A 25,997-nucleotide genomic window follows, 5' to 3' on the forward strand; every position below is an offset into this window, starting at 1 on the left:
TTTTCAAATTGACAAATTATCTAATTAATTCTCTTCTTCCGTATTATGCGATTTCACATAAACACGCCATTTCTCGATACAATCCTGAAAATCCTGAGGCAATTCTGTATCAAAACGCATCATTTCTCCCGTAGTTGGGTGAACAAATCCAAGCGTTTTAGCATGCAGTGCTTGACGTGGTAAAGCTTTAAAACAATTTTCTATAAACTGTTTGTATTTTGTAAAAGTCGTTCCTTTCAAAATCAGATGACCTCCATAACGCTCATCATTAAATAACGGATGACCAATATGTTTCATATGTGCACGAATCTGATGCGTTCTTCCTGTTTCTAATTTACAAGAAATAAGAGTCACATAACCAAAACGCTCCAAAACTTTATAATGCGTAATAGCAGGTTTTCCAACTTCTGGATCATCAAAAACCGCCATCTGCATTCTGTCTTTTAAATGCCTCGCTAAATTTCCTTCAATTGTACCGCTCTCAGCCACAACATTCCCCCAAACCAGAGCAATATACTCACGTTCGGTCGTTTTCGCTTCAAACTGCTTTGCTAAATGCGTCATAGCGGCTTCTGTTTTAGCCACAACCAAAAGACCAGAAGTGTCCTTGTCAATTCTATGAACCAAACCTGGACGCTCACTGCTATTCATTGGCAGATTATCAAAATGATGTGCCAAAGCATTTACCAAAGTTCCCGTATAATTTCCGTGACCAGGATGTACAACCATTCCAGGCTCTTTATTAATCAATAAAAGAGCATCGTCTTCATAAACAATATTCAACGGAATATCTTCAGGAAGAATATGATTTTCAAATGGAGGATGCGACAACATAACCGTTATCACATCAAAAGGTTTTACTTTGTAATTTGATTTTACCGGAATATCATTTACAAAGATATTTCCGTTAGTTGCCGCATTCTGAATTTTATTTCTCGTGGCATTCGGAATCAAATACATTAAATATTTGTCAATACGCAAAAACGCCTGACCTTTTGGTACTTCAAATCTGTAGTGCTCAAATAATTCGTCTTCCAGATCTAAATTTTCTTCAATATTATTGTTCATCATTTGGGGTTTCTGCAGGCACCGCAGTACTATCTGTTGCCTGACTTTCATCTACATAACTTGCTTTTCCGTCTCCTAAAACCAAATCAATTTTAGAAGCTTTAAGCACTCTATCTCCTACTTTTAAGTTTCTTCCTTTCAAACGCATTTCCAAAACCATGTCTTTTCCAAGATTCGGAATATACGTAATCGTTCCAGGCTCAAGACCTAATGCTTTTAACGTTGGTACAGCTTCACGATATGTTTTCTCGATTAAATCTGGAATTTTCACAGAAGAAAAACCAGAAGCATTAATCTTGATATAAATTTTTCTACCCACTTTTACCATTGTCCCAGGCAATGGATCTTGCTCCACAACACTATATTTTGGGTATTCACTTCTGTAATCAACACTATCCAAAAGAACGTAATCTAAATCAAGTTCATCCAATTTGTTTTCCACTTGTTCCTCAGTTAGTTTTGACAAATTCGGAACAGCAATTTCATGTCCGTGATCTGTTGTAAAAGTTAACCAATGCATAAATAAATAACCAATAACCGCAATTATAGCTGCGGCCGCAAGCAATTGCAAGAAAAAAACTCGGCTTGTTAAATACTGACGTAAACTCATAAATTTATTTTTAATAGCGACAAAGATAAAGTATTTCGTTTCAAAAAAAATGATAATTTTGTTTAAAACAAGAAAGTGCCATGATTGTCATCCTGAGCAAAGCCGAAGGATAATTTTCAGGAGCTGCTTCCTGCTATCCGCTGTATTCCCGATAAACAAAAACTACGGCTAAAAAGCCTTGTTTTTCTAAATCGGGAGATGCCGCTCCTATCAGGGCTAGGGCACTCTATTTCATAAGAACATTATTTATTAAAAAAACATATATCAAATAAAGTTTCAAAACAGATTTAAACGATTTACGGCAAAACCTGAAACTTGAAACAAATTAAAACCTGAAACAAAAACATGAAAAACATTGCCATCATCATGGGCGGCTATTCCAGCGAATACAAAATATCATTAATCAGCGGGAATGTCGTGTATCAATATCTTGACAAAACAAAATACAACGGATTCCGTATTCACATTTTCAAAGAAAAATGGGTTTATGTAGACCAAAACGATGCCGAATTCCCAATCGATAAAAATGACTTTTCTGTAACAGTAAACGGCGAGAAAATTACTTTTGACTGTGTTTTCAACGCCATTCACGGAACTCCGGGCGAAGACGGATTAATGCAAGCTTACTTTGAATTAATCGGCATGCCACAATCTTCTTGCGATTATTACCAATCTGCATTAACATTCAATAAAAGAGATTTATTATCTGTTTTAAAACCATACGGAATCAAAACTGCTATTTCTTATTATCTAAACAAAGGAGATGAAATCAATACAGCCGAAATCGTAAAAAAAGTTGGATTGCCATGTTTCGTAAAACCAAACAAAGCAGGTTCAAGTTTCGGAATCTCAAAAGTAAAAACCGAAGCGGAATTGCCAATTGCAATTGAAGTTGCGTATAAAGAAGATAACGAAATCATCATTGAAAGTTTCCTTGACGGAACTGAAGTTTCTGTTGGTGTAATTAACTATCAGGGAGAAATTAAAGTATTGCCAATTACAGAAATTGTATCAGACAATGATTTCTTCGATTACGAAGCGAAATACGAAGGAAAATCTCAGGAAATCACACCAGCAAGAATCTCTGACGAATTGACTAAAAAAGTAAGCGAAACAGCAAAACGCGCTTACGAAGTTTTAAAAATGAAAGGTTTCTCAAGAAGCGAATTCATTATCGTAAACGACGAACCGTACATGCTGGAAATGAACACTATTCCAGGTTTAACAACCGAAAGTTTAATTCCGCAGCAAGCAAAAGCAGCTGGAATTTCACTAGAAGATTTGTTCACAAATGCAATTGAGTTAGCTTTAAAATAGACACTAAGATACTGAGGTGCTAAGATTCTAAGATTTTAGCACCTTTGTTTTTTTATAACACAATTTAATTTTTTGCCTCTCTGAACCTTAATAAAATATGCTCTTTCTAGTCGGAACTCGAGATTCAAATGTGAAAAATGGGATAATTTCAAATGAAAAATGTCCCAAATGCGAGATTAAAAACACTCTGCATTTTAGTATATACAAAACGTATACTCATATTACTATGATTCCTCTTTTTCCCGTCGGGAAATATGTAAATATACAATGCAGTAACTGTGAAATTTTATTTGATTACAATGATTTATCTTCCAACGCGCAAGAAAAATTACGAAATCAAAAATTAGAAAGTTCAGTTTGGATGTTTTCTGGAAGCATTATAATGCTTTTAGCCATTATTTATAGTATAAATACTTATATTAACAACAATAACAAAACAGCAATTTTAATAAAAAAACCTCAGGTAGGTGATGTTTATAATTTAAAGTTTTCAAACGGTTATTATTCATCTTTTAAAATAGATAGAATAACAACCGACAGCATTTTTACAACACATAATGATTTTGATGCTTATATGCCTTACGAAGTAGATGATTTAGATAAAAATGAAAACTATTCAGATCGAAAAGTATCTTATTCAAAAAAAGCAATCATTGAACTTTATGATAATAATGAAATAATAAAAATCAAACGAGCTAAATACCCGTTAGAAGCGAAAGAACTTGAATACAAAATTCCAGCAACAAAATAAAAACTTAGAATCTCAGCAACTTAGAAACTTAGTAACTAAAAGAAAATGAAAGAAATCTTCGAATGGAATAGACTTTTTTTTAATGAATTGCCAGAAGTTTTCCTTTTGGAAGTAATATTTCGTTCGACAGTAATGTTCACTATTTTATTGCTAACATTAAAATTGGCTGGTAAACGAGGTGTAAAACAATTATCAATTTTTGAAACTGTAATCATTATTGCATTAGGTTCTGCTGCTGGCGATCCTATGTTTTATGAAGATGTCGGAATCATTCCGGCAGCAATTGTCTTTTTGGTCATTATTATCTTGTACCGTTCTGTGACATGGCTTACTGGAAAAAGCAAAAAATTCGAAGAGTTTATAGAAGGCAAAACCGAATGTTTAATTAATGATGGAAAATTTTCCATATCGAGTTTTAAAAAAGAAACTTTGGCACAAGATGAATTTTTCTCAGAACTTCGCGTAAAATCAATCGAACATTTAGGACAAGTAAAACATGCTTTTATAGAACCAAGCGGAGAAATAAGCGTATTTTTTTATCCCGACGAAAAAGTAAAATACGGATTGCCTATTTTACCTTCTTTATTTAACGCTAAGAGCAAATTAATTCCAACCAACGGAATCTATGCTTGTTCCTTCTGCGGACACACACAAGAGTTGCTAAAAGGAACTGCAAACTGCGAAATCTGCCACAAAGATGAATGGGTAACAGCAATAAACTCAAAAAGAATCACTTAAACAAATTCCAAAAAAATAAAAACTAAGATTCATCATAATCCTAATCAAGCTTAGAATCTTAGCATCTCAAAACCTTAGAACCTTAAAAAAATGCGAAAAGCCATATTCCCAGGATCATTTGACCCAATTACATTAGGACATGAAGATATCATCAAAAGAGGAATTCCTTTATTTGATGAAATTATAATTGCAATTGGTGTCAATGCCGAAAAAAAATACATGTTTTCGTTAGAAGAAAGAAAACGCTTTATTGAAGAAACTTTCAAAGACGAACCAAAAGTTTCTGTGATTACCTATGAAGGCTTAACAATTGATTTGGCTAAAAAAGAAAAAGCCAATTTCATCTTAAGAGGTTTGCGCAATCCTGCCGATTTCGAATTTGAAAAAGCCATTGCCCACACCAACAGAAAACTTTCGAAAATAGAAACCGTTTTCTTGCTAACAGCTGCAAGTACCTCATTTATCAGTTCGAGCATTGTACGCGATGTATTGCGTCATGGTGGAGAATATGAAATGCTGGTTCCAGAAGCAGTTAGAGTGAAAAAATAATATGAATAAGAAACAAATTCTTTTCTACATTATTACACATGTATTTTTTCTGACAATTTCATCACACAAATTACTAGCACAAAAAGATAAGGATTTTGAAAAAGAAATAGAAAATCCTAGTCAATACAATTTTGACAAAATTGATTTTATTGATTCCGAAAATAATGAAAAATTAAGCGGTACTTTAATATCTCCCAAAACAGAATATTCAAAGATCATTATAATTGTTCCTGGTAGTGGAAAGAATACAAAAAATTCTCATTACGTTTTAGCAGAAGAAATATTAAAAAACAATATTGCTGTTTACCGATTTGATGATCGTGGAGTTGGAGAATCAGAAGGAAATATTAATTTTAGTGTAGATCAAATAATACGTGATCTATATTATGCTTATACTAATATTAAAAAAGCAAGCAATTTATCTCAAAAAAGTATTGGAATTTTGGGACATAGTTTGGGAGGAATTGCAACTATCGATAATTATCAAAAAGGTCTGAATTTAGATTTTATTGTACTGATGTCAACTCCATTTGAAAAATATGGAAGATTTACTAAATCACAATTCCCTTTTAATAGCATTAAAAAAGTAAGTGCCAAAACTGTATTTGAAAACATAAATATCCCCTTATTATTCATAGCAGGTTCTAATGATAGTTTCTTAGAAAGTGAAAAAACTGCCGATCTTTTACGTTCAGTCAATAATAAAAACATTGATGTTAGAATAATCGATGGCTTAAATCACTTCTTAATAAAAGGTAATGATGACTGGAAAGAAACAAAAAAATACAATGATTTATATGGCATGGACCAAAAAGCCTTGACCGAAATTATTACTTGGATTAAAAACCTTAAACCCGATTTAAATCAAAAATAGTTCTAATCATTAAATTTGCAATGCTTATCAATTATAAGTAATTTCGCATTTTTAAAATAAACACCAAACAATGAGTATCGAGAGAGAATTAAGCAAACGAAGCGGATCAAAATGTGAACTTTGCGGAAATGAAGAAAATTTAAAAGTTTATCAAGTCCTGCCAACTAAAAAAGGCGGAATTGATGAAGCTATATTAGCATGTAATACTTGTATTGACCAAATCGAAAATCCAGATAATGTTGATTTAAATCACTGGAGATGCCTTAACGACAGTATGTGGAACGAAAATATTCCTGTTCAAGTTGTGGCTTGGAGAATGTTAAGCCGTATGCGTTCAGCAGGGTGGCCACAAGAATTGCTTGATATGATGTATTTAGATGAAGACACTCTAGAATGGGCAAAAGCAACAGGAGAAGGCGAAGATGACGAAAATAAATTAGTTCACCGTGACAGTAACGGCGTAGTACTACAACACGGAGATTCGGTTGTTTTAATCAAAGATCTTAAAGTTAAAGGTTCGAGCATGGTTGCTAAACAAGGAACTGCTGTTAGAAACATCCGTTTAGACCACGAAAACGCTGAATATATTGAAGGAAAAGTAGACGGACAGCAGATTGTGATTATTACGCAATATGTGAAGAAGATTTAAAAAAGGTGCTGAGATGCTAAGATTCTAAGCTTTTTTAGAATACTAATAATTTAACCGCAAAGCACACAAAGAAACACGCAAAGTTCGCAAAGTTTTATTCACAAAGCTTTGCGAACTTTGCGCTTTTATAAAGCCTTAAATTAGAAAAAAACTTTGCTCCCGATAGCTATCGGGATTGCGATAAAATCAAAAACAATGTATATCAACCTGAAACTTGAAACAAAAAAAAGCCCGTTCATAAAACTGAACGGGCTTTTTAAATATATTGTTTCTAACGAAAAATTATTTCTGGAATAATTTATTGATTTGGTCTTTTACAAATGGCTCAGAAACATTGTTTGTTGCTGCGTCTCTTTCTTTACCAGAAACCATAAATTGAACTGTAGCTTTGTCTGGAACCACATTTCCTGTGTAGTGCAACCAAATGTAGTTGTTAGGTAACTCTAATTTGATATCGTACAACGGAGAAGCTGTAAATCCGCCCATGATAATGTTGTATAAAGAATTATAAGCATTATCTATGTTTTTAAATGAAAATTTTCTCAAAGTCGAATCGTCATCACTTTGAACGATAGTGTAATACACAGTGTATTCGTCACCAATTTTCTGAATGTAGTTGTTATTTACTTTTCCTAATTTTTCTACAGGAACTGTTTCTAGAACCTTAACCTGTGCAAACGAAATAAAAGTAAAAAACAATGCGGCAAGAGTAATAATCTTTTTCATATAGTATTTGGGGTTACAATTTTACGAACACAAAAAAACATAGAAATATTGAAAAAACACCTATCAATTCGTTATTTTTTTAACATAAAATTGTAAAACTTAGCCACCCACTTCTAAACTGTTGAAATACAATAAAATAAACAGAAAAAATTAAAATTACAAATTCCAATCTTCATATCTACATCTTGCTTATCGCATCTTTCCTCTTAATTATCTAAAATCAATATTTCCCTTTCTTCTCCTCCTCTACTTTTTTGATAACATTACGGGCAACTTCTATTTTAAACTTCTTGCCTTTCATTTTTTCATCCTTGATATTTTTCAGAAGTTCTTTTACTTTATTGTATTTAACTGCGGCAAACGAAACAAAATCTTTTACTTCAATTAAACCTAAATCGTCTTTTTCTAATTTTCCTTTTTGAGAAAAGAATCCTACGATATCAAATTTATTCAACTTAGTTTTCTTTCCGCCGCTGATGTAAATAGTCTGAAATTGAGGCGGATTCGGAAGCGAAACTTTTCCTTCAACATCCAAAACCTTCATTTCATAATCTATATAATCCAATTGCTTTTCACTTTCGTGAATGATAACATAAGCCGTTCCTGTTGCTTGCATACGCGCCGTACGTCCGTTTCTATGCGTAAACTCGTCTTCTTTTAAAGGCAGATGATAATGAATAACATGTTTCATTTCTGGAATATCCAAACCTCTGGCAGCCAAATCGGTTGTAACCAAATACGTTACACTTCCGTTTCTAAACTGAATCAAAGCACGCTCACGTTCTTCTTGATCCATTCCGCCGTGATAATAAACCGAATAGATTCCTTTTTCGTTTAAAGTATCACTAATACGTTCTGCAGCATCTCTGTGATTACAAAAGATAATAGCCGATTCTGATTTCAACGAACAAATCAAATTGAACAAACTCTGCAATTTATCTTTTGAAGGCGAAATCACCATTTTCATAGATAGATTGGCTTTTTCTTCTTCCTCTGGAATAAAATCTAAAACCGTCGGGTTTACCACTCGTGTATATTTCGGAATCTCAATATCTGAAGTTGCAGAAACCAAAACTCTTTTATTGACTTTTGGTAATCTACCAATGATAAAAGACATCTGCTCGTGAAACCCTAATTGAAGCGATTTATCAAATTCATCTAAAATCAGAGTCTGAATTTTATCCGTTCTAAAAGTTTCTCTGTCAATATGATCGGCAATTCTCCCAGGCGTTCCAATTAAAACTGCTGGCGGATTGCTTAAGTTTTTAATTTCAGTGTCAATTGAATGTCCCCCGTAACAAATATTTACTTTGTACTGCGTTCCCATTTTCTTCCAAACCTGTTCAATTTGAAGCCCCAATTCGCGAGACGGAACCAAAATCAAACATTGAACAGAAAGAATTTCAGGCTGTAACAATTCTAAAATAGGAAGCAAAAACGCCAATGTTTTTCCAGATCCTGTTGGAGAAAGTAATAAAACGTTGTTTTCGTTTAAAATAGCATCGTGTGCCATTTCCTGCATTTCGTTCAGGCTCTGAATTCCTAAATTCGAAAGTATATCGTTGGAATGGTGTTTTTTATTCATTCTGCAAAAGTAGAGAAAAATAGTTGGCAGTTTACAGTTTTTAATGTTCGGATTTGAATGCTGTTGAATTTTGTTTCTCGCAGATTTGGCAGATCAAGCAGATTAAATTTTAAATACCAAAGTAAAAAATCTCCTAAATCTGCAAAATCTGCGAGAGACTAATAACCACAAAGCATATCAACTTGAAACTTGAAACCTGAAACAAATAAAACTATTATATTTGACCATCAAAAACCCAAAACCATGAAACTTTTCATCATTCTCTTTTCACTTTTCACCATCACTATTTCCGCTCAAAACAATAAGAAATACGATACCTTTTTTGAGAAAGGAAACGGAAATCAATCGGCTTCGTATCAGGAAGCTATCGCTTACTGGAAGATGCTTGCTGCTGATTTCCCAACGATTCAAATGAAAGAAATGGGACTCACGGATTCTGGTGAACCTTTGCACATGATTACTTTCAATCCTGACAAGGAATTTGATTTTGATAAAATTCAGAAAACCAAAGCCGTTCTTTTTGTCAATAACGGAATCCACGCAGGAGAACCTGACGGAATCGATGCCACAATGCAATTCTACAGAGATTTGGCAACAGGAAAAATGAAAGCGCCAAAAAACACCGTTTTGGTTACCATTCCAGTTTATAATATTGGTGGTGCTTTAAATAGAAATTCGACAACTCGTGCCAACCAAGACGGGCCAGAGATTTATGGTTTTAGAGGAAATGCTAGAAACTACGATTTGAATCGTGATTTAATGAAATCGGATACTCGAAATACAAAAAGTTTTGTGGAGATTTTTCAGAAAATAAATGCAGATGTTTTTATCGATAATCACGTAAGTAACGGTTCTGATTATCAATACAAACTGACGTACATCATGACGCAGCACAACAAACTGGGAACAGTTTTGGGCGATTTTATGAATAACGAAATGATGCCAGCTTTGGTAAAAGATCTTCAGAAAAAGAAAATCGAAACTACGCCTTATGTCGATTCGTTTAAAGATACTCCTGACAAAGGTTTCGGACAGTTTGTTGATAGTCCGCGATATACAACGGGTTATACTTCACTATTTAATACAATTGGTTTTGTAGTCGAAACGCACATGCTGAAAAAATACGCGGAACGTGTAAAAATGACCTACGAATACATGAAATCGACGATGGATTTTACCGATGCAAACTATCAAAAAATAAAAGAATTAAGAGTACAAAATTTAGAGCAATATCAGCCTAAGAAATCATACACTTTAAAATGGGAATTGGACAGTACAAAAGCCACCACTTTTTCGTTTTTAGGTTATGAAGCAGGTTACAAAAAAAGCGACGCTACAACAGGAAATCGTTTGTATTACGACCGAAGCAAACCGTATAAAAAAGACGTTCCGTACATTAAAGAATTTAAATCGGTTAAAGAAGTTGTAATTCCTACGGCTTATGTTGTTCCAAGAGGATATTGGAATATTATTGACCTTTTGAAAAACAATAATATCTCCTTTAAACAAATTAAAAACGATACGATTATAGAAGTAGAAAGTTACAGAATTGCCGATTTTAAAACCGTTCCATCTGCTTACGAAGGACATTATATACACAGAAATACAACCGTAACTTCTAAAATCGTTAAAATGGATTTCGCCAAAGGAGATTACCTAGTTCCAACCAACCAAAAAGGTGTAAAATATCTTGTAGAAGCTTTTGAACCAGAGGGCGTTGATTCGTTCTTTAACTGGAATTTCTTCGATGCAATTTTACAGCAAAAAGAACATTACTCAGAATATATTTTTGAAGATACTGCTGGACAACTTTTAAAAGAAAATCTACCTCTAAAAGCAGAATTAGAAGCTAAAAAACAAAATGATCCGGCTTTTGCTAAAAATCCTGAAGCACAATTGGATTGGATCTACAAACATTCTGTTTATTATGAAAAGGCGCATATGCAGTATCCTGTTTATCGGGTTTTGTAATTTTTTTTTTTAACCGCAAAGAGCGCAAAGTTTTTTTATCTTGACTGGGTTGAGCAAACGCTAAGGTCGCAAAGCTATATATCAGAACCTTATAAATAAACTGCGTTATAAAATACTATTTTAAAAAAGATTAAATTAGAAATTAAATAGGCTTATTTAATGACATTGCAAAAGTAAAAGATATGGACTTAATCATTTGTTCAGTTCAAAAAGATGGACTGCTAGTTTTTTTAAGTAATTTTTTTGATATCAAAAAAGAGACATTATTCACAGTTTCAATTACATTATTTGTATTCTGCGCTGGAACTTCTATAAATTTACTTATTAGCTATTTTAAAGAAAATAGACTCCGTAAAAATTATAAGCATACAATTAATCTTCTTCTTTCTGATTTAGCAAGAGTATGTAAAAAACAATATTTAGCTTCGATTTCAGATTTTAAAACATATAGTATACTTGATGATAAGGCAATTGGAGTAAGACAGATGATATATGCTCCTTTACAATTTTTAAATAAGATGGACTATTCCTTATTTATAAAATACTACGTCAGATGTTGCAACAAAAAGCAAAAAGTCAAAGCTGCTACCAGACTATTTCAAGTTATTGGTCAAGCAAATATTTTTGAAGGTGACAATGAGGAGAAAATTAATATGTATTTAAATATAATTAAGCCTCTACAAGAAACTTATATTAAACATATGCTATATTTAGAGGTTTTTAGCGAAACTATTCATAAGCTTGAAGTTTCTGATTATGATTTTAAAAATGATTTAATAGAAGTGTTTGACCTTTGGAATATTAAACATACCAATAACAGTTTTAGAAACTCTTTCACAAATTTAGTTTCACCTCTTATTCATGTTGTAAATAGATATCCACAAGAATCCGCTTCAACAAATCTTATTTCTATTTTGAAAGAATGTCATTTTGCTTATAGTGAAATGTCACACATCGATGTGGCTATCAAAGAATATTTTAAGATTTTTGCATTCAACAATAAAAGGGTTTACCGCGACATTGAAATTATTTTATGTATTTTAAATAATAAAAAGAAAAAAGAAAATGTACTTAGAAGATTTTAGAGATAATGAGTTTGATCGATGTGCAATATTAATTCCTAGTATTCCTCATTCAATTATCAACTTGAAATATGACATTTACTCAACACATGCCTATAAGTTTACAGTAATGTGCCTAAGCGATTTAGAATTATCAGTAAATAGTCTTAATAATGGAATTGATACTGTTCCAGCCTTAAATATGTGGTACCTTTCTGTGAATTCTTTCATGGGAACAATTCTTAAAATTTTATCTCTAAAAACAGGAATAACCGATAATTATTCTGACATGACAATTGAAGCTAAATATTGTAGAATTTTAGATATACTACTTCTAGAAAACTCTACTTTAGAAAAGAAATTATATGATAAGCTTTCTGATTTTACTTTAATCCATAACAACCTGCATATGGATTTAAATGATAAAAATAAACTATTGTTTAAAACCGCAAATTTTTCTTCAAAACCTTTCTTCGTAAATCAAATAGATGTGATTCAAAGCATGATGATAGCTGTAGAAATTTTTCAAAATTTTAGATTCATTTTTGAAGGACTCGATTTGATGCCCAATATTGCAATATTAACTCAAACTGAAAAATGTGTTTTTGAAAAACTTTCAGTTTTGCAAAGTAATGTTATCGTTCCAATAATTAATGATATTCTTTCAAAACATAGGATAAAAACTAAATTGATTTATCACGAGAAATTTAAACAATTTCCAACAACCAGTCTTTTTGAGAATAAGCAGATTTTAATGATCTCAAAAAATGTTGAAGATGAAAAATATAAATGGAAATTAAATTCCTTGCAAACTGATTTAATATCTTATTATCATTCTAATTTGATGAAAAAATACAAAGGAAGAGAAGAATATTTTCATCGAAATTATCAAGCTCGAAATCAAAAAAATATCACAGATGACAACTCAAAAAATATTTAAAAAGTCTAATAAAAATAAATTCTATTAGACTTTTTTAATTTCCACAAAGAACAAAAAACTTATTTATTCTTCAATATTTTTTCTAAATACTCCACTTTATCTTTTTCCGCTTGAACCAAACGTTCGTAAAGCTTTTTATTTTCTTCATAAGCTTCAATCAATTTATCTAATGGATTGAAAGTGCAATTATTTGTACCAAAATTAAACGCACCTGTATTATTTGTGTCATTAAATGTATTGAAATAATTGAATACACTTTCTTCTGAAAAATTCTTTATAGCTTCTACAGTTACTCCCAAAGCTTTTGCTACATCAATAAGTCTTTCGTCATCAACATTTTCACTGTTCTCTATATTAGAAACTGCCTGTTGGCTTATTCCTAAAGCCTGTGCCAAAGCTTCTTGCTTCATGTCACGAAGTTCACGAATACGGCTTATTTTTCTTCCTATATGGCTTGGTTTTGATAGTGTGCTCATAATTGTAATGTATTGCTTATTAAACAAAAGTACGATTTTTGAGATATGAAATTAAATAAGTTTCTAAGTTTCTGAAATTCTACGGTGCTAACTGGAAGTTTGTCAAAATTTAAAACTTTGACAAACTTAAAATTAGATTAAAAAAAAGTCTTAATTTGCTTTCTAAAATATCTTTTTTGATAATTAATAAAAAGGTCATTTAAATTACCTTAACCTTATTTTTTTTAACCATAAAACAGAAACTTTAGACATTATGGATGCAATTATAAAAGATTACGATTATTCGTTGATGGCTTGGCAATTTTTTTGTTTACTTTTTGGGATAGCAATACTTTATTTGCTGTACAAAGTTTATAAAAAAGTTAAATAAGTTATATCGATAAAATAACTAGTCCTCGAATTCGCTAGAACTATTTTTATGAAAAAGCTGAACTAAACAAATTAAAAAACCGAATACTAATCCTACTTTTAATTTGTATTTTCGTTTTACTTAATTTCTAACTTATATTTTATGTCATTTCAAGGATACTTAAAAACGATTAAAGAAAAAACAGGAAATGGTCCAGCTGAGTTTAGAACTTTGGCAGAGCAAAAAGGTTTTACTGCAAACGGCGAATTAAAACCTGAAGTAAAAGCTGGAGATATTGTAAACTGGCTTAAAAATGATTTTGCCTTAGGGCAAGGGCATGCAATGGCAATTTATGCTTTACTTAAGGGCATTAAAAACGAGGATAGCGAATAAAAAAGTTCTCACAAAAAACAAAATGAACTTTTAAAGACGAGTGCCCGCGTGAGGGATAGAGCCAGGCTACCGAAGTAGCGGCGAAAGCCCGACAGCAATAAAAAAAAGACCCAATGAACGCAAAGTTGATTAGGTCTTTTTTTTATTGGTGGCACGCCCTTATTTTAAAGATGCTAAGGTGCTAAGCTACTAAGATTCTAAATTTTCTTTCTTTGTCTTTAAATCTACTGGAATTTTTTTTTCTTCTTCGAATAACAATTTGATGTTTTCGTAGGAGTTTTTAAGCGCTTCTTTGATTTGTTCTGGGTTTAACCACGCTACTTTTTCTATTCCTTCTTCGATTTGTCCGTGTGGTGTTCCTTCAAAATCGGAGAACATTTCGAACCAATGCGTGATTTTAAGTTTGTATTTTCCGTTGCGTTTAAAGATGTGATAGGTTTTTTGAAGTTTATTCGTAATACGAAGCTGGTTTACTCCTGTCTCCTCCTCTACCTCACGCATAGCCGTCGCTTCAATGTCTTCCCCTTTCTCGATTCCGCCTTTTGGCAGGTCCCATTTTCCGTTTCTAAAGATAAACAAGACTTCGCCTTTCTTATTGTAGACAAAACCTCCGCCCGCTTTATTCACGGGAATCTTGGCTTTAAGGGTTTTCATTATCTCACTTTCGTCAGGATGATATAGAATCGCTTTTTGAATTTTATTTTGAAAAATTTTTATAATAAGCTGTTCGATATCAATACTCTCCAACAAGAACAATTGGAAATCTGTTTCCTTCGAGATTTCATTTGTCAAAAAAAGTGGTTTGTCGTTTACAAAAACTTTATACATTTGTACTATGATTTTTAATAAAGATACTGCCGAAAAAACAGCCGAATTGCTTTTGCAAATAAATGCAATTAAATTGAATCCCGAAAATCCTTTTACATGGGCTTCTGGTTGGAAATCTCCTATTTACTGTGATAATAGGTTAATTCTTTCATTTCCGAGCATTAGAAACTATGTTCGTGATGAGTTTGCTAAAAACATCGAAAAACAATTTGGAAAACCTGATGTGATTGCTGGTGTTGCTACTGGAGCCATTGGAGTTGGAATTTTGGTTGCCGAAAGCTTAGGTCTTCCGTTCGTATACGTGCGTCCGGAACCAAAAAAACACGGTAGACAAAACCAAGTAGAAGGTTTTTTGCAAAAAGGACAAAATGTTGTGGTTGTTGAGGATTTAATTAGTACCGGAAAAAGTAGTTTATTGGCTGTTGAAGCTTTAAGAAACGAAGGTGCTAATGTTAAAGGTATGGCAGCTGTATTTACTTATGGTTTTGGTGTTGCCGAAGCAAACTTTAAAGAAGCTAACGTTGATTTGTTCACTTTAAGCAACTACGAAAACTTGTTAGATTTAGCAGTTCAAAAACAATACATCACAGAAGATCAGCAATCTACTCTGCAAGAATGGAGCGTAAGCCCGTCTACTTGGGGACAGGAATAAGATTTTAGATTTTAGATTTTAAAATCGCTTTGCTCCTTTTGGAATTTGTCCCGATAGCTATCGGGATTAAAAAATTGGGATTTTATTTAAATTTCAGCTTTGCGAATTTAAATAAAGTCAAAGTAACATAAAAAACCTTGCGTCCTTTGCGGTAAAAAAACATTTGCGGTAAAACAAAAAAAAAACAAAAAACAATATGAACTTAGAAAGTCCAAAAGTTACTGTTCAGAAATCAGCTCAAGATTTATTCGATCAATTGACTGACGTAAAGAATTTCGAAAAATTAATGCCAGACAATATTGCTAAATTTGAAGTGACTGGCGAAGACGCTTTTATTTTTGGATTGAAAGGAATGCCTGAAATCAAATTAAAGATGAAAGATAAAGTAGCTCCAAACAAAATTGTTTTGGGTGCTGCAAGTGATAAACTTCCGTTTACACTAACTTCAAATATTGACACTGTTTCTGATTCAGAAAGCGCTGTTCAATTATTTTTTGAAGGAGAATTCAACGCTATGATGGCGATAATGGTTAAAGGTCCAATTAGTAAGTTTATTGAAACTTTAGCAAACAATATGAACAAGCTTTAATAATGGTGAATTATTAATTGTGAATTATAAATGAAAATGTCCGACTATTGTTGGACATTTTTTTTTATGCTCTCGCAAAGTCGCAGAGACTCAAACATTTATTTTAAGATTAAACCATTAATAACTTAGCGTCTTAGCGACTTTGCGAGATAAAAATAAAAAACTTAGAATCTTAGCATCTCAGAACCTTAGCACCTTAGTAAAGCATCTTAACTTCCTTAATCTCAAATTCGGAAATCGAATCATCTTCTAACAAAACCTGTAGCTTACCAATTGGAGAAACGCCTTGAATGATTCCCATAAAATCTTGATTATTATTATCTCTAAATGCAGTCGGAATTCCCTTTTTAAATAAAAAATTGAAATAATCGTTCCAAAAGGTTTGTGATTCTGTTTTCCATAATTGAATTTTCTCTTTTAGTTTTTCGACAATTAAAATTGCCAATTCTTCTTTATCGAAAGATTTACCAGCAATTACTGCCATAGAAGAAGCAGTTGGCAATTCGGTAAAATCGGTTTGATTGACATTGATTCCGATTCCAGCAACTGACACGATTCTGCCATCGCTTTTTAAGGTATTTTCGATTAATATGCCAACCAATTTCTTATTGTATGACAGAATGTCGTTTGGCCACTTAATACAAATATCAGGAATATTTAATGCTTTTAAAACCTCTGCAACAGATAAAGATACCAAGACGCTCAAATTAAAAACTTCGTCGTTATTAAACAGGAAATCTTTCACCAAGACACTCATAGTTAAGTTCTTACCCGCTTCAGTCTTCCATACGCCACCTACTTGTCCTTTGCCTTTTGTCTGATTTTCAGCTGTTACCGTTGTAAAATTCTCCAGTTCATCTTGACTTGATAAAGCTTTTAAGAAGTCATTTGTAGAATCTATGGCATCGAGTTTGATTAGTTTCATTAAATAATTTAAATATCTTAATTTAATATTTTGTTAAGGTTCAAAAATAATCACAAAATTTGGTAACTTTACAAATTCATATAAAATAATTCATGGCGAAAAAGACTGTTAATAATGATGTTCTACTGGCGAACATAATCAAAGGGATTGAGGAAGTAAAAGGAAATGATATCGATATTCTTGACTTAAGAGAAATAGATACTGCTGTATGCGACTATTTTGTTATTTGCAACGGTAGCTCAAACACCCAAGTAAACGCCATCGTAAACTCAATTCAAAAAATTGTATCAAAAGACTTAAAAGATAAACCTTGGCACGTAGAAGGAACCGATAATGCAGAATGGGTTTTAATGGACTATGTACATATTGTAGTACACGTTTTCCAGAAACATATTCGCGAATATTACAACATCGAAAGCCTTTGGGGCGATGCCAAAATAACTTCAATCGAGAACAAATACTAAAGAAACTTTCATTAAATGGCTAAAGATAATAATCCAAATCCGAATAAATTTAAAATAAGTCCTTGGTTAATATACACCGCAATACTTTTAGTTTTTTTATTCATAAGTTTTGCCACAGGAGGATCAAGCTTAAGCGAACCTGCTCAATTAACTTCTTCTAAATTCAACACCCTTCTAGAAAAAGGACAAATTGAAAAAGTAATTGTTTACAACAAAGCAGAAGCTGAGGTATACTTGAATGCTGCGGCTCTTAAAGACCCAGCAAACAAAAAAGTTGCTGAAGATATTTTCAAACAGCCAAACAAAGGCCCACACTATACTTTGGAAATTGGTAATGATCAAATCTTTCAGACTAAATTAGAAAAAGCAGTTAGCGAAGGAAAATTAAAAGATTTCAACTTCCTTCAAAAAAATAACTGGAGCGATATTTTAATTAGCTTACTTCCTATCATCATCATTGTTGGTGTATGGATTTTCATTATGCGTAAAATGTCTGGTGGAGGCGCTGGCGGAGGCGGACAGATTTTCAATATCGGAAAATCTAAAGCTAAATTGTTTGATGAAAAAACAGACATTAAAACTACATTTAAAGATGTTGCAGGTTTAGAAGGTGCTAAAGAAGAAATTCAAGAAATTGTTGAATTCCTTAAAAACCCTGAAAAATACACGAATCTTGGAGGTAAAATTCCAAAAGGAGCTTTACTTGTAGGACCTCCGGGAACTGGTAAAACTTTACTAGCAAAAGCTGTTGCTGGTGAAGCTCAGGTACCTTTCTTCTCTTTATCAGGTTCAGATTTCGTAGAAATGTTTGTAGGTGTTGGTGCTTCACGTGTACGTGACTTATTCAAACAAGCTAAAGAAAAATCTCCTGCTATCATTTTCATTGATGAGATCGATGCTGTTGGGAGAGCGAGAGGAAAAAGCAATATGTCTGGCGGAAACGATGAAAGAGAAAATACTTTGAACCAATTACTGACAGAAATGGACGGTTTTGGTACAAACTCTAACGTAATCGTTTTGGCAGCAACAAACAGAGCTGACGTTCTAGACAAAGCTTTAATGCGTGCAGGACGTTTTGACAGACAAATTTTTGTTGACTTACCAGATATTCGCGAAAGAGCTGAAATCTTCAAAGTACACTTAGCTCCTATCAAAAAAGTTGAAGGTCTAGATTTAGATTTCTTAGCAAAACAAACTCCAGGATTCTCTGGTGCTGATATTGCCAATGTTTGTAACGAGGCTGCTCTTATTGCTGCTCGTAACAACAAAGCCGCAGTTGACAGACAAGATTTCCTTGATGCCGTGGATAGAATTATTGGTGGTCTTGAAAAGAAAAACAAAATCATTACTCCAGACGAAAAAAGAGCAATTGCAATTCATGAAGCCGGTCACGCTACTGTAAGCTGGATGCTGGAGCATGCTGCACCACTAATTAAAGTAACAATTGTTCCTCGTGGGCAAAGTTTAGGAGCTGCATGGTATTTACCAGAAGAGAGACAAATCGTTAGAACAGATCAAATGTTAGACGAAATGTGTGCTACTATGGGAGGTAGAGCTGCTGAAAAAGTAACTTTCGACAGAATTTCGACTGGTGCATTAAGTGATTTAGAAAAAGTAACTCGTCAAGCTCGTGCTATGGTAACTATTTACGGATTGAATGACAAAATCGGTAATGTTACGTATTACGATTCAACTGGACAGGGCGAATACAACTTCTCTAAACCATACTCTGATGAGACTGCAAAAATTATTGACAAAGAAATTTCTGAGTTAATTGAAGGTCAATATCAGAGAGCAATTCAGATTTTAGAGGAAAACAAAGATAAGTTAAACCAACTTGCTGATATTCTGATTGAAAAAGAAGTAATCTTTAAAGATGACTTAGAAAACATATTCGGAAAACGTACTTTTGATAAAAATTTAGAAGAAGTAGTTTCATAAGTAATTACGAAATACGTAATAATTTTTTAAAATCTTAATTCAAAACATCCTTTTGAATTAAGATTTTTTTATCTTTGAACGTTTTCAATTAACATGTAAAGCATTTCATATAAAAAATGAATTTTTTCAAAAAAATATTTGGCTCTAGTGAAGCCGCTTCTGACGAAGAGAACGAAAGCGAATATGCAGGAACTTCTGCGCAGAACAGTCATTTATCTTTAGATGAGCAATTTATTTTCAATTTCAAAAAAAATGGAGGTAAATTTTTGTACTGCGAAAACACAGGAGAACTTTCTGAACAGTTTGAAAACATTTTAGAAGAAAATGACTGGTTCGAACAAGAAGTTTTATGTTATGAACCTGCTTTATTTGGTTTATTAGAAGAAAACAAACTCTTTTACAGCGCACCAACCAAGCCAAGGTTCTTATTAGCAAGCTGCGAAAACCTTATTGCCGATGAAGGTTCTATCTTATTTTCGTCTAGACAAATTAAACAAAACAAACCAAACGAATTACCCGCAAATATTGTCATAATAGCCACTACCAGCCAAATCCTTCCCATGAAAAGTGATGGATTAAGCGCAATTAAACGTAAATACGAAAGGGACTATCCTACTAATATCACTACCATAAAATATTTCGAAAAAGCGAAAGAAGAAGATTTTACACAATACGGAAGTGTTGCGAAAAACCTTTATTTATTGCTTTTAGAAGATCTTTAAGATGAACGAAACACTGAAGAGAACCATTTCTGGTGCTGTTTATATCGCTTTATTATTAACTTCAATATTGTTTTCTACTGAAAGCTTCATTACTCTTTTTGGCGTTTTCTTAATTATTACGATATATGAATTTTCTAATATAGTAAACCTGAATAAAGTGTTTTCTATACTTTTTGGAATTCTGATTTATTCGACCACTATTCTGGTAAGTCATTACAATAAACAGACAAGCAAATTCTTAAACGATACTTTTAATTCCAACATAAACCTTGAAGTTAACATTAAACAATTAGACTTAATTCTTCTTGCTGTCACAATTGTTGTATCTATAAAATGTATCATATTCTTATTTTATGATTCTATTCAGAAAATAAGCACTTCTTCAAAGTATTTATATCTGCTTGGATATATTACGCTTCCATTTATTTTTATTGTAAAAATCTCTTTTGGAACAAATGATTACAATCCGAAAATCATTTTAGGACTATTTGTTTTAATCTGGACCAACGATACTTTTGCCTATCTAGTTGGAAAATCAATGGGAAAACACAAATTATTCGAGAGAGTTTCTCCTAAAAAAACAATCGAAGGTTTTCTTGGCGGGGTTGTTTTTGCAGCTTTTGCTGGATTTTTGATTTCTAAACTCTATATTCAGCCTAAACCTGAGTTTAGCAACACATCGATCTTAATTTGGACGATTATCGCATTAATTGTGAGCATTTTTGGAACTATTGGCGACTTAATAGAATCCAAATTTAAGCGAATTGCTGGCATAAAAGACAGTGGTTCGATAATGCCAGGCCACGGAGGTATTTTAGATCGATTAGATAGTGTTATATTTGTAGCACCAATTATATTTTTATTTTATCAAATTTTATATTATGTTTCATAAAGAGGGAGGCCCGTCCATTTTATTAGGTACTGTATTTACTGTAGCTGTACTTTTAATTGCTGAAAGATTTATAGATATCAATTGGCTTAGAATGCTTGTTCAAATTGCAGCGCTTGTAATTTTGATTATTATTTTACAATTCTTCAGAAACCCGAAGAGAATTGCAGTTAGAAACAGTGATCATATCCTAGCTCCAGTTGATGGAAAAGTGGTGGTGATCGAAGAAGTTTATGAAGGAGAATATTTTAAAGATAAACGTTTACAGGTTTCTATTTTTATGTCGCCAATCAACGTGCACGTAACACGTTATGCAATGGATGGTATTATTAAATTTAGTAAATATCACCCTGGTAAATTCTTAGTGGCTTGGCACCCAAAAGCGAGTGAAGAAAACGAAAGAACTACTGTAGTAATCGAAAACGAAACTTTTGGCGCTGTTCTATACAGACAAATCGCAGGAGCTTTGGCTCGCCGAATTGTCAACTATGCTAAAGAAGGAATGCAAGTTGTGCAAGGAACCGATGCTGGTTTTATTAAATTTGGTTCAAGAGTAGATTTATTTTTACCTTTAGGTACACCAATCAATGTTGAGTTGAATCAAAAAGCGATTGGAGGAAAAACAATTATTGCTACAAAAGCATAAATGGCCGATAAAGATTTAGATATTCGCTTCGCTAAAGCCGTAGAAGCTGCTATGACAATGACTCAGGCTTCGCTGCCACAAGATGTGCAGTTAAGACTTTACGCTTTTTACAAACAAGCTACTTTTGGTACAGCAGTCTACAATCAATCTGAAAATTTTGATTTGCGAAATGCTTTTAAAACCAATGCTTGGATGCAGATTAGCCATATGTCTGTAGACGAAGCCAAAGAAAATTATATCGAAATCATCAATTCATTAACATCAAAATAAAAACATTATGAAGAAAAACGTTGTTCTTTTCAGCACTTTAGCTTCATTTTTACTATTATTTTCCTGTAAAGAAGATAAGCTGGTTGAAGTAGTTGAAGTTCCTCTTCCAACAAAAGAAGAAAAAATAACTATTGGTTCACCAAATGATGTTAAAGCCGATCCCGGTTCTTTTGAAATGACAAAACTGCCATTTAATTATGATGCACTTGCGCCAGACATTAGAACTCTGACTTTAGAGACTCATTATTCTAAACATTATTTGTCATACACCAACGCTTTTAATAAAGAAATTGTATCGACTGAGTTTGAAAATATGCCTATTGAAGACATTTTAAAGAAAATGCCTCTTACTAATTTAAAACTTCGTCAGAATGCAGGTGGATACTACAATCATACTTTGTATTTTAACATTCTGACTCCAAAAGAGCAGACTCCAAAAGATACTCTCGCAGGTTCTATTGATAAAGAATTTGGTTCTTTTAATAATCTGACAAATCAATTTAAAGCACAGTCAGAAAAGCAATTCGGTTCTGGATGGGTTTGGTTGGTTGTAGACCGTTATGGCAAATTGCAAATTACCACTACAGACAACCAAGATAATCCGTTAATGAAAAACGCCTTGATTCCAGGAACTCCAATTATGGGAATTGATCTTTGGGAACATGCCTATTATTTAGACTATCAAAATCGAAAAGGCAGTTACATTGACGCCTTTTATAATCATATAAATTGGGAAAAAGTAAACGAATATTACGTTGAAGCACTCAAAAAGGTGAAAAAAGTATAGAAAAGAAGCTGATACAAGTAAGTATCAGCTTTTTTTTTATACCTTTTAGGTACTTAAACGAAGATCATGAAAGATATTGCCAATCGTTTTACAGAAAATCCTTTATTGTCGCCATCAGATATACCGCCCAGCAGAGAAGGTTTAGAAATTACTTGTCTATTGAATCCTGGTGTGTTTCAGTTTCAAAATAAAACATGGCTAGCAGTACGTGTTGCAGAAAGACCAAAACAAGTTGAAAACATTATCTCGTTTCCAATCCTAACAGAAGCAGGAACCATTCAAATTATCGAAATTTTAAAAGATCATCCTGAACTTATTGCAACAGATGCTCGAGTAATTAATTATCAAGGAATTGACTACTTAACTACTTTATCTCATATTCGATTATTGTGCAGTGAAGACGGAAAACGGTTTTATGAACCTGAAAATTATCCGCATTTGGTTGGCGAAGGAATATTAGAAACTTTTGGAATCGAAGATTGTCGTGTCTCTCTCATTGAAGGAAAATATTTTCTCACTTTTACATCTGTCTCTCCTAGTGGTGTTGCCGTTGGTTTGAGAACTACTACAAATTGGAAGAATTTTCAAAAACACGGATTAATATTTCCTCCACATAATAAAGATTGCGCCATTTTTGAAGAGAAAATCAATGGCCTATTTTACGCCTTACATCGCCCAAGCAGCGTAGATATTGGCGGAAATTATATTTGGATTGCTTCTTCTCCAGATGGCATTCATTGGGGAAACCATAAATGCATTGTCAAAACCAGAAAAGAAAGCTGGGACAGCAAAAGAGTTGGTGCTGGAGCTGCTCCTATAAAAACAGAATTGGGCTGGCTTGAAATTTATCACGGAGCCAATGAATTTCACCAGTATTGTCTAGGGGCTTTTTTAATGGATTTAGAAGACCCCACAAAAGTTATTTCAAGAACAGAAACACCGATTATGTTTCCAAAAACGAGTTACGAGTTAAGCGGTTTCTTTGGAAACGTGGTTTTTACCAACGGCCATATTGTCGAACCAGACGGCGACACACTAACCGTTTATTACGGCGCTTCAGACGAATTTGTCTGTGGCGCAACATTTTCTATTAGAGAGATTTTTTCTTTGCTAAAAAAGGTCTAAAAACAAAAAACTTGCTTAGTCAATTCTAAACAAGTTTTTCCTATGATCTCAATTATTTTTATTTCAATTCCAAAATCAAAGATTCTGAAGGCTGAATCGAAATTGTAGCCTCACCTGCTCCATTTTGCACCTTTAACATAAAAGTTTTATTCTGATACAATTGATCTTTCATTTGATATTCTCCATCTTTCAAATTCCATTTAGAAATAAGCGATGAAGGGACTTTTAGATTAAATTCACTTCCTTTTTCAGAAGAAAAATTCGCAATTACAATCAGTTTCTGATTTTCTGACCAGCGCGCATAAGAATAAAGCAACGAATCATAACCTCCATTGTTTTGTCGGTTTACGGTTTGAATTTCTTCAAAACTTCCCATTAAAGCACTGCTATTAATCGTAAAATTCAATAAGCGCTTGTAAAAGTCACGAAGCTGTTTTTCAGATTCAGAAAGCTGTCCTCCATCAAATTTACCATCATTCACCCAACGCTGATGATTCGGAACTCCAATATAATCAAAAATTGATGTTCTAGAGCGTTTTCCAAAACCAGCATCTTCGTTTCCAGCCTCCCCTACTTCTTGACCAAAATAAATCATAGTAGGTGCGGTGCTAATTGTTGCCGAAACCACCATTAAGGGTTTTCCTCTTTCTGGAGTTCCTGCAAATTCCGGACTTGCTAAACGCTGTTCATCATGATTATCCAAAAAATGAAGCATATGATGCTCTATATCTGCCATTCCGTTTTGAATTTTGGTTAATTCGTCTGGCGAAGATTTTCCTCGAATTACATCTTTCAGCTTATCGTACGTTTCTACTTTATCATACAAATAATCCATTTTTCCTAAACGAATGTAATTGCGGTACTCATTCGGATTATAAACTTCAGCCAATAAAAATGCATTCGGATTTTTCATTTTAATAGAAGAGTTCATATAACTCCAAAATTCGTACGGAACCATTTCTGCCATATCATAACGAAATCCATCTACACCTTTTGCTGTCCAGTATAACGCAATGTCTCTAAACTTTTTCCAGGAATCAGGAACATCTTTATCTTGCCAAAAAGTAAAATGTTCTTCATACGATTTCTGGTCAAAACCAGCAGGGAGTTCAGGAAAATCTTTGGTGCCATCTGGACGCACTCCGTAGTTTACTTTTACCGTTTCGTACCAGTCATTTTGGTCTGGTTTAATTTTACGGGAACCATTTCCTGTCCATTTAGCAGGGTTTTCGTCAAATTTTCCATCAATAAGCACATTTTTTTCTCCGTTTAAAGGAATATCTCCGTCAGGAATTTCAAAATGTTGCTGTGGAATATAATAGAAATTATTATCTCGTTTATATTCAACTGTAACATCATCATCTGCTCCAAAATCTTTTATACCTTCTGGATTCGATTTTCCTTCATATTTTCTGGCAATATGATTTGGAACAATATCAATAATCACTTTCAAACCGGCATTATGAGTACGTTTGATTAAAGCCTCAAATTCTTCTAATCGTTTTGCAGGATTTACGGCCAAATCTGGATTTACATTGTAGTAATCTTTTACGGCATATGGAGAACCCGCACGGCCTTTCACTACTTCTGGATCATCATTTGAAATTCCGTAAGCTGTATAATCACGTACTAAAGCATGATGCGGAACTCCGGTATACCAAATATAGGTAACCCCTAAATCTTTTATTTCGTGAAGCGCTTTATCTGTAAAATCATTAAACTTCCCTACACCATTTTCTTCAATTGTTCCCCATGGTTTATTGTTTGTATTTTTATTTCCAAATAGGCGTGTAAAAACTTGATACACTACAACTTTTCTATCAGTTGCAGTTTGCTCTTTTGCAGTACTCATTTTTAGATCTTTTGTTTTACAGGCCGAAAAAAGTATAGTTAATGTGATTCCGGCTGCAATTATTTTTTTACTTATCATATATTTTGGGCTATTCTTGTCTTGTCTATCTAATTTTGATACCAAAAAGTATCAGAACAATTTTCTAAAAATAGCTCATTTTTTAAAACCCCGAAAACGATTTATCTAATTTACACCCTTTTCTGCTTAAAATACAACTACTACAACGTGAGAGTTAGAGATTTTGTTGAAA

Annotated in this window: 28 protein-coding genes; 20 read left to right on the plus strand and 8 right to left on the minus strand. The window is 33.1% G+C overall.

Translation table 11 applies throughout. The features are described from left to right. Positions 1-24 precede the first annotated feature (24 nt). On the minus strand, positions 25-1,068 hold the full coding sequence (locus AAYQ05_RS11620; protein ID WP_343543483.1) for an RluA family pseudouridine synthase: 1,044 nt from the start codon (positions 1,066-1,068) through the stop codon (positions 25-27). Further along, positions 1,058-1,678, minus strand: a complete 621-nt coding sequence (locus tag AAYQ05_RS11625) for a PASTA domain-containing protein (protein ID WP_281632108.1) — start codon at positions 1,676-1,678, stop codon at positions 1,058-1,060. The genes AAYQ05_RS11620 and AAYQ05_RS11625 overlap by 11 nt, the downstream gene beginning before the upstream one ends. Before the next feature lie 345 nt (positions 1,679-2,023). Between AAYQ05_RS11625 and AAYQ05_RS11630 the strand changes: the two genes are divergently transcribed. The 6 genes from AAYQ05_RS11630 (at position 2,024) to AAYQ05_RS11655 (ending at position 6,556) form a co-directional block, all read left to right on the plus strand. Further along, positions 2,024-2,995: a D-alanine--D-alanine ligase gene (locus AAYQ05_RS11630; RefSeq protein WP_343543485.1), complete on the plus strand. Its 972-nt coding sequence runs from the start codon at positions 2,024-2,026 to the stop codon at positions 2,993-2,995. 97 nt (positions 2,996-3,092) lie between these two features. Then, positions 3,093-3,746: a zinc ribbon domain-containing protein gene (locus tag AAYQ05_RS11635; protein ID WP_343543486.1), complete on the plus strand. Its 654-nt coding sequence runs from the start codon at positions 3,093-3,095 to the stop codon at positions 3,744-3,746. 45 nt (positions 3,747-3,791) lie between these two features. Beyond that, positions 3,792-4,484 carry a DUF421 domain-containing protein gene (locus tag AAYQ05_RS11640; protein WP_343543488.1) on the plus strand — a complete coding sequence of 231 codons (693 nt, stop codon included), beginning with the start codon at positions 3,792-3,794 and terminating at the stop codon, positions 4,482-4,484. A gap of 90 nt (positions 4,485-4,574) precedes the next feature. Continuing rightward, positions 4,575-5,033 (plus strand): pantetheine-phosphate adenylyltransferase, encoded by a 459-nt coding sequence (coaD, locus tag AAYQ05_RS11645; RefSeq protein ID WP_111377084.1) that lies wholly within the window; start codon positions 4,575-4,577, stop codon positions 5,031-5,033. A 1-nt stretch (position 5,034) separates the two neighbouring features. After that, positions 5,035-5,907 (plus strand): alpha/beta hydrolase, encoded by an 873-nt coding sequence (locus AAYQ05_RS11650; protein WP_343543491.1) that lies wholly within the window; start codon positions 5,035-5,037, stop codon positions 5,905-5,907. 70 nt (positions 5,908-5,977) lie between these two features. Next, positions 5,978-6,556: a PhnA domain-containing protein gene (locus tag AAYQ05_RS11655; protein ID WP_343543493.1), complete on the plus strand. Its 579-nt coding sequence runs from the start codon at positions 5,978-5,980 to the stop codon at positions 6,554-6,556. Positions 6,557-6,838: 282 nt separating this feature from the next. Here the strand turns inward: AAYQ05_RS11655 and AAYQ05_RS11660 are convergent, their stop codons facing one another. Further along, the gene (locus AAYQ05_RS11660; protein WP_109192792.1) at positions 6,839-7,282 is read right to left on the minus strand and encodes a hypothetical protein; all 444 of its coding nucleotides are present in this window, start codon (positions 7,280-7,282) and stop codon (positions 6,839-6,841) included. Positions 7,283-7,502: 220 nt separating this feature from the next. Continuing rightward, positions 7,503-8,867 (minus strand): DEAD/DEAH box helicase, encoded by a 1,365-nt coding sequence (locus AAYQ05_RS11665; protein WP_343543495.1) that lies wholly within the window; start codon positions 8,865-8,867, stop codon positions 7,503-7,505. 243 nt (positions 8,868-9,110) lie between these two features. Here AAYQ05_RS11665 and AAYQ05_RS11670 point away from each other — a divergent pair, with 243 nt between their 5' ends. The 3 genes from AAYQ05_RS11670 to AAYQ05_RS11680 all read left to right on the plus strand — a co-directional run bounded on the left by AAYQ05_RS11670 (position 9,111) and on the right by AAYQ05_RS11680 (position 12,839). Further along, a complete protein-coding gene (locus AAYQ05_RS11670; RefSeq protein WP_343543496.1) occupies positions 9,111-10,838 on the plus strand; it encodes a M14 family metallopeptidase in 1,728 nt (575 codons plus the stop codon). A 182-nt stretch (positions 10,839-11,020) separates the two neighbouring features. Beyond that, positions 11,021-11,923: a hypothetical protein gene (locus tag AAYQ05_RS11675; protein ID WP_343543498.1), complete on the plus strand. Its 903-nt coding sequence runs from the start codon at positions 11,021-11,023 to the stop codon at positions 11,921-11,923. Further along, entirely contained in the window at positions 11,904-12,839 is a 936-nt protein-coding gene (locus tag AAYQ05_RS11680) for a hypothetical protein (RefSeq protein WP_343543500.1), read from the plus strand. The genes AAYQ05_RS11675 and AAYQ05_RS11680 overlap by 20 nt, the downstream gene beginning before the upstream one ends. 59 nt (positions 12,840-12,898) lie before the next feature. On the opposite strand, the gene AAYQ05_RS11685 is transcribed toward AAYQ05_RS11680, so the two are convergent. Beyond that, entirely contained in the window at positions 12,899-13,315 is a 417-nt protein-coding gene (locus AAYQ05_RS11685) for a helix-turn-helix domain-containing protein (protein ID WP_343543501.1), read from the minus strand. A 511-nt stretch (positions 13,316-13,826) separates the two neighbouring features. On the opposite strand from AAYQ05_RS11685, the gene AAYQ05_RS11690 reads away from it, so the two are divergent. Next, on the plus strand, positions 13,827-14,057 hold the full coding sequence (locus tag AAYQ05_RS11690; RefSeq protein ID WP_250835607.1) for a DUF4287 domain-containing protein: 231 nt from the start codon (positions 13,827-13,829) through the stop codon (positions 14,055-14,057). A gap of 189 nt (positions 14,058-14,246) precedes the next feature. On the opposite strand, the gene AAYQ05_RS11695 is transcribed toward AAYQ05_RS11690, so the two are convergent. Further along, positions 14,247-14,885, minus strand: a complete 639-nt coding sequence (locus AAYQ05_RS11695; RefSeq protein ID WP_343543503.1) for an NUDIX hydrolase — start codon at positions 14,883-14,885, stop codon at positions 14,247-14,249. 7 nt (positions 14,886-14,892) lie between these two features. On the opposite strand from AAYQ05_RS11695, the gene pyrE reads away from it, so the two are divergent. Beyond that, a complete protein-coding gene (gene pyrE, locus AAYQ05_RS11700; RefSeq protein WP_343543505.1) occupies positions 14,893-15,537 on the plus strand; it encodes an orotate phosphoribosyltransferase in 645 nt (214 codons plus the stop codon). Positions 15,538-15,733: 196 nt separating this feature from the next. After that, positions 15,734-16,126, plus strand: coding sequence for an SRPBCC family protein (locus tag AAYQ05_RS11705; protein WP_343543507.1), 393 nt, complete (start codon positions 15,734-15,736; stop codon positions 16,124-16,126). 196 nt (positions 16,127-16,322) lie between these two features. On the opposite strand, the gene AAYQ05_RS11710 is transcribed toward AAYQ05_RS11705, so the two are convergent. Next, positions 16,323-17,051 carry a biotin--[acetyl-CoA-carboxylase] ligase gene (locus AAYQ05_RS11710; protein WP_343543509.1) on the minus strand — a complete coding sequence of 243 codons (729 nt, stop codon included), beginning with the start codon at positions 17,049-17,051 and terminating at the stop codon, positions 16,323-16,325. Positions 17,052-17,143: 92 nt separating this feature from the next. On the opposite strand from AAYQ05_RS11710, the gene rsfS reads away from it, so the two are divergent. The 8 genes from rsfS to AAYQ05_RS11750 all read left to right on the plus strand — a co-directional run bounded on the left by rsfS (position 17,144) and on the right by AAYQ05_RS11750 (position 23,895). Then, positions 17,144-17,515 (plus strand): ribosome silencing factor, encoded by a 372-nt coding sequence (gene rsfS / locus AAYQ05_RS11715; protein ID WP_177210090.1) that lies wholly within the window; start codon positions 17,144-17,146, stop codon positions 17,513-17,515. 15 nt (positions 17,516-17,530) lie between these two features. Next, a complete protein-coding gene (ftsH, locus tag AAYQ05_RS11720) occupies positions 17,531-19,456 on the plus strand; it encodes an ATP-dependent zinc metalloprotease FtsH (protein WP_343543510.1) in 1,926 nt (641 codons plus the stop codon). 116 nt (positions 19,457-19,572) lie between these two features. After that, on the plus strand, positions 19,573-20,178 hold the full coding sequence (locus AAYQ05_RS11725; RefSeq protein ID WP_343543511.1) for a lactate utilization protein B/C: 606 nt from the start codon (positions 19,573-19,575) through the stop codon (positions 20,176-20,178). 1 nt (position 20,179) lies between these two features. Then, positions 20,180-21,070, plus strand: coding sequence for a phosphatidate cytidylyltransferase (locus AAYQ05_RS11730; protein WP_177210093.1), 891 nt, complete (start codon positions 20,180-20,182; stop codon positions 21,068-21,070). Beyond that, positions 21,060-21,713 carry a phosphatidylserine decarboxylase family protein gene (locus AAYQ05_RS11735; RefSeq protein WP_177210094.1) on the plus strand — a complete coding sequence of 218 codons (654 nt, stop codon included), beginning with the start codon at positions 21,060-21,062 and terminating at the stop codon, positions 21,711-21,713. The genes AAYQ05_RS11730 and AAYQ05_RS11735 overlap by 11 nt, the downstream gene beginning before the upstream one ends. Beyond that, complete coding sequence (locus AAYQ05_RS11740; protein WP_177210095.1) at positions 21,714-21,983, plus strand: acyl-CoA-binding protein; 270 nt, start codon at positions 21,714-21,716, stop codon at positions 21,981-21,983. A gap of 7 nt (positions 21,984-21,990) precedes the next feature. Next, the gene (locus tag AAYQ05_RS11745; protein WP_177210096.1) at positions 21,991-22,770 is read left to right on the plus strand and encodes a superoxide dismutase; all 780 of its coding nucleotides are present in this window, start codon (positions 21,991-21,993) and stop codon (positions 22,768-22,770) included. A gap of 66 nt (positions 22,771-22,836) precedes the next feature. Next, on the plus strand, positions 22,837-23,895 hold the full coding sequence (locus AAYQ05_RS11750) for a glycoside hydrolase family 130 protein (protein ID WP_343543514.1): 1,059 nt from the start codon (positions 22,837-22,839) through the stop codon (positions 23,893-23,895). Between the two features lie 58 nt (positions 23,896-23,953). Here AAYQ05_RS11750 and AAYQ05_RS11755 read toward each other — a convergent pair whose 3' ends face one another. Continuing rightward, a complete protein-coding gene (locus AAYQ05_RS11755) occupies positions 23,954-25,825 on the minus strand; it encodes an alpha-amylase family protein (protein WP_343543516.1) in 1,872 nt (623 codons plus the stop codon). Between the last annotated feature and the right edge of the window lie 172 nt (positions 25,826-25,997).

Origin of the sequence: Flavobacterium movens (assembly GCF_039581425.1) — a bacterium.
GTDB lineage: Bacteria > Bacteroidota > Bacteroidia > Flavobacteriales > Flavobacteriaceae > Flavobacterium > Flavobacterium luteolum.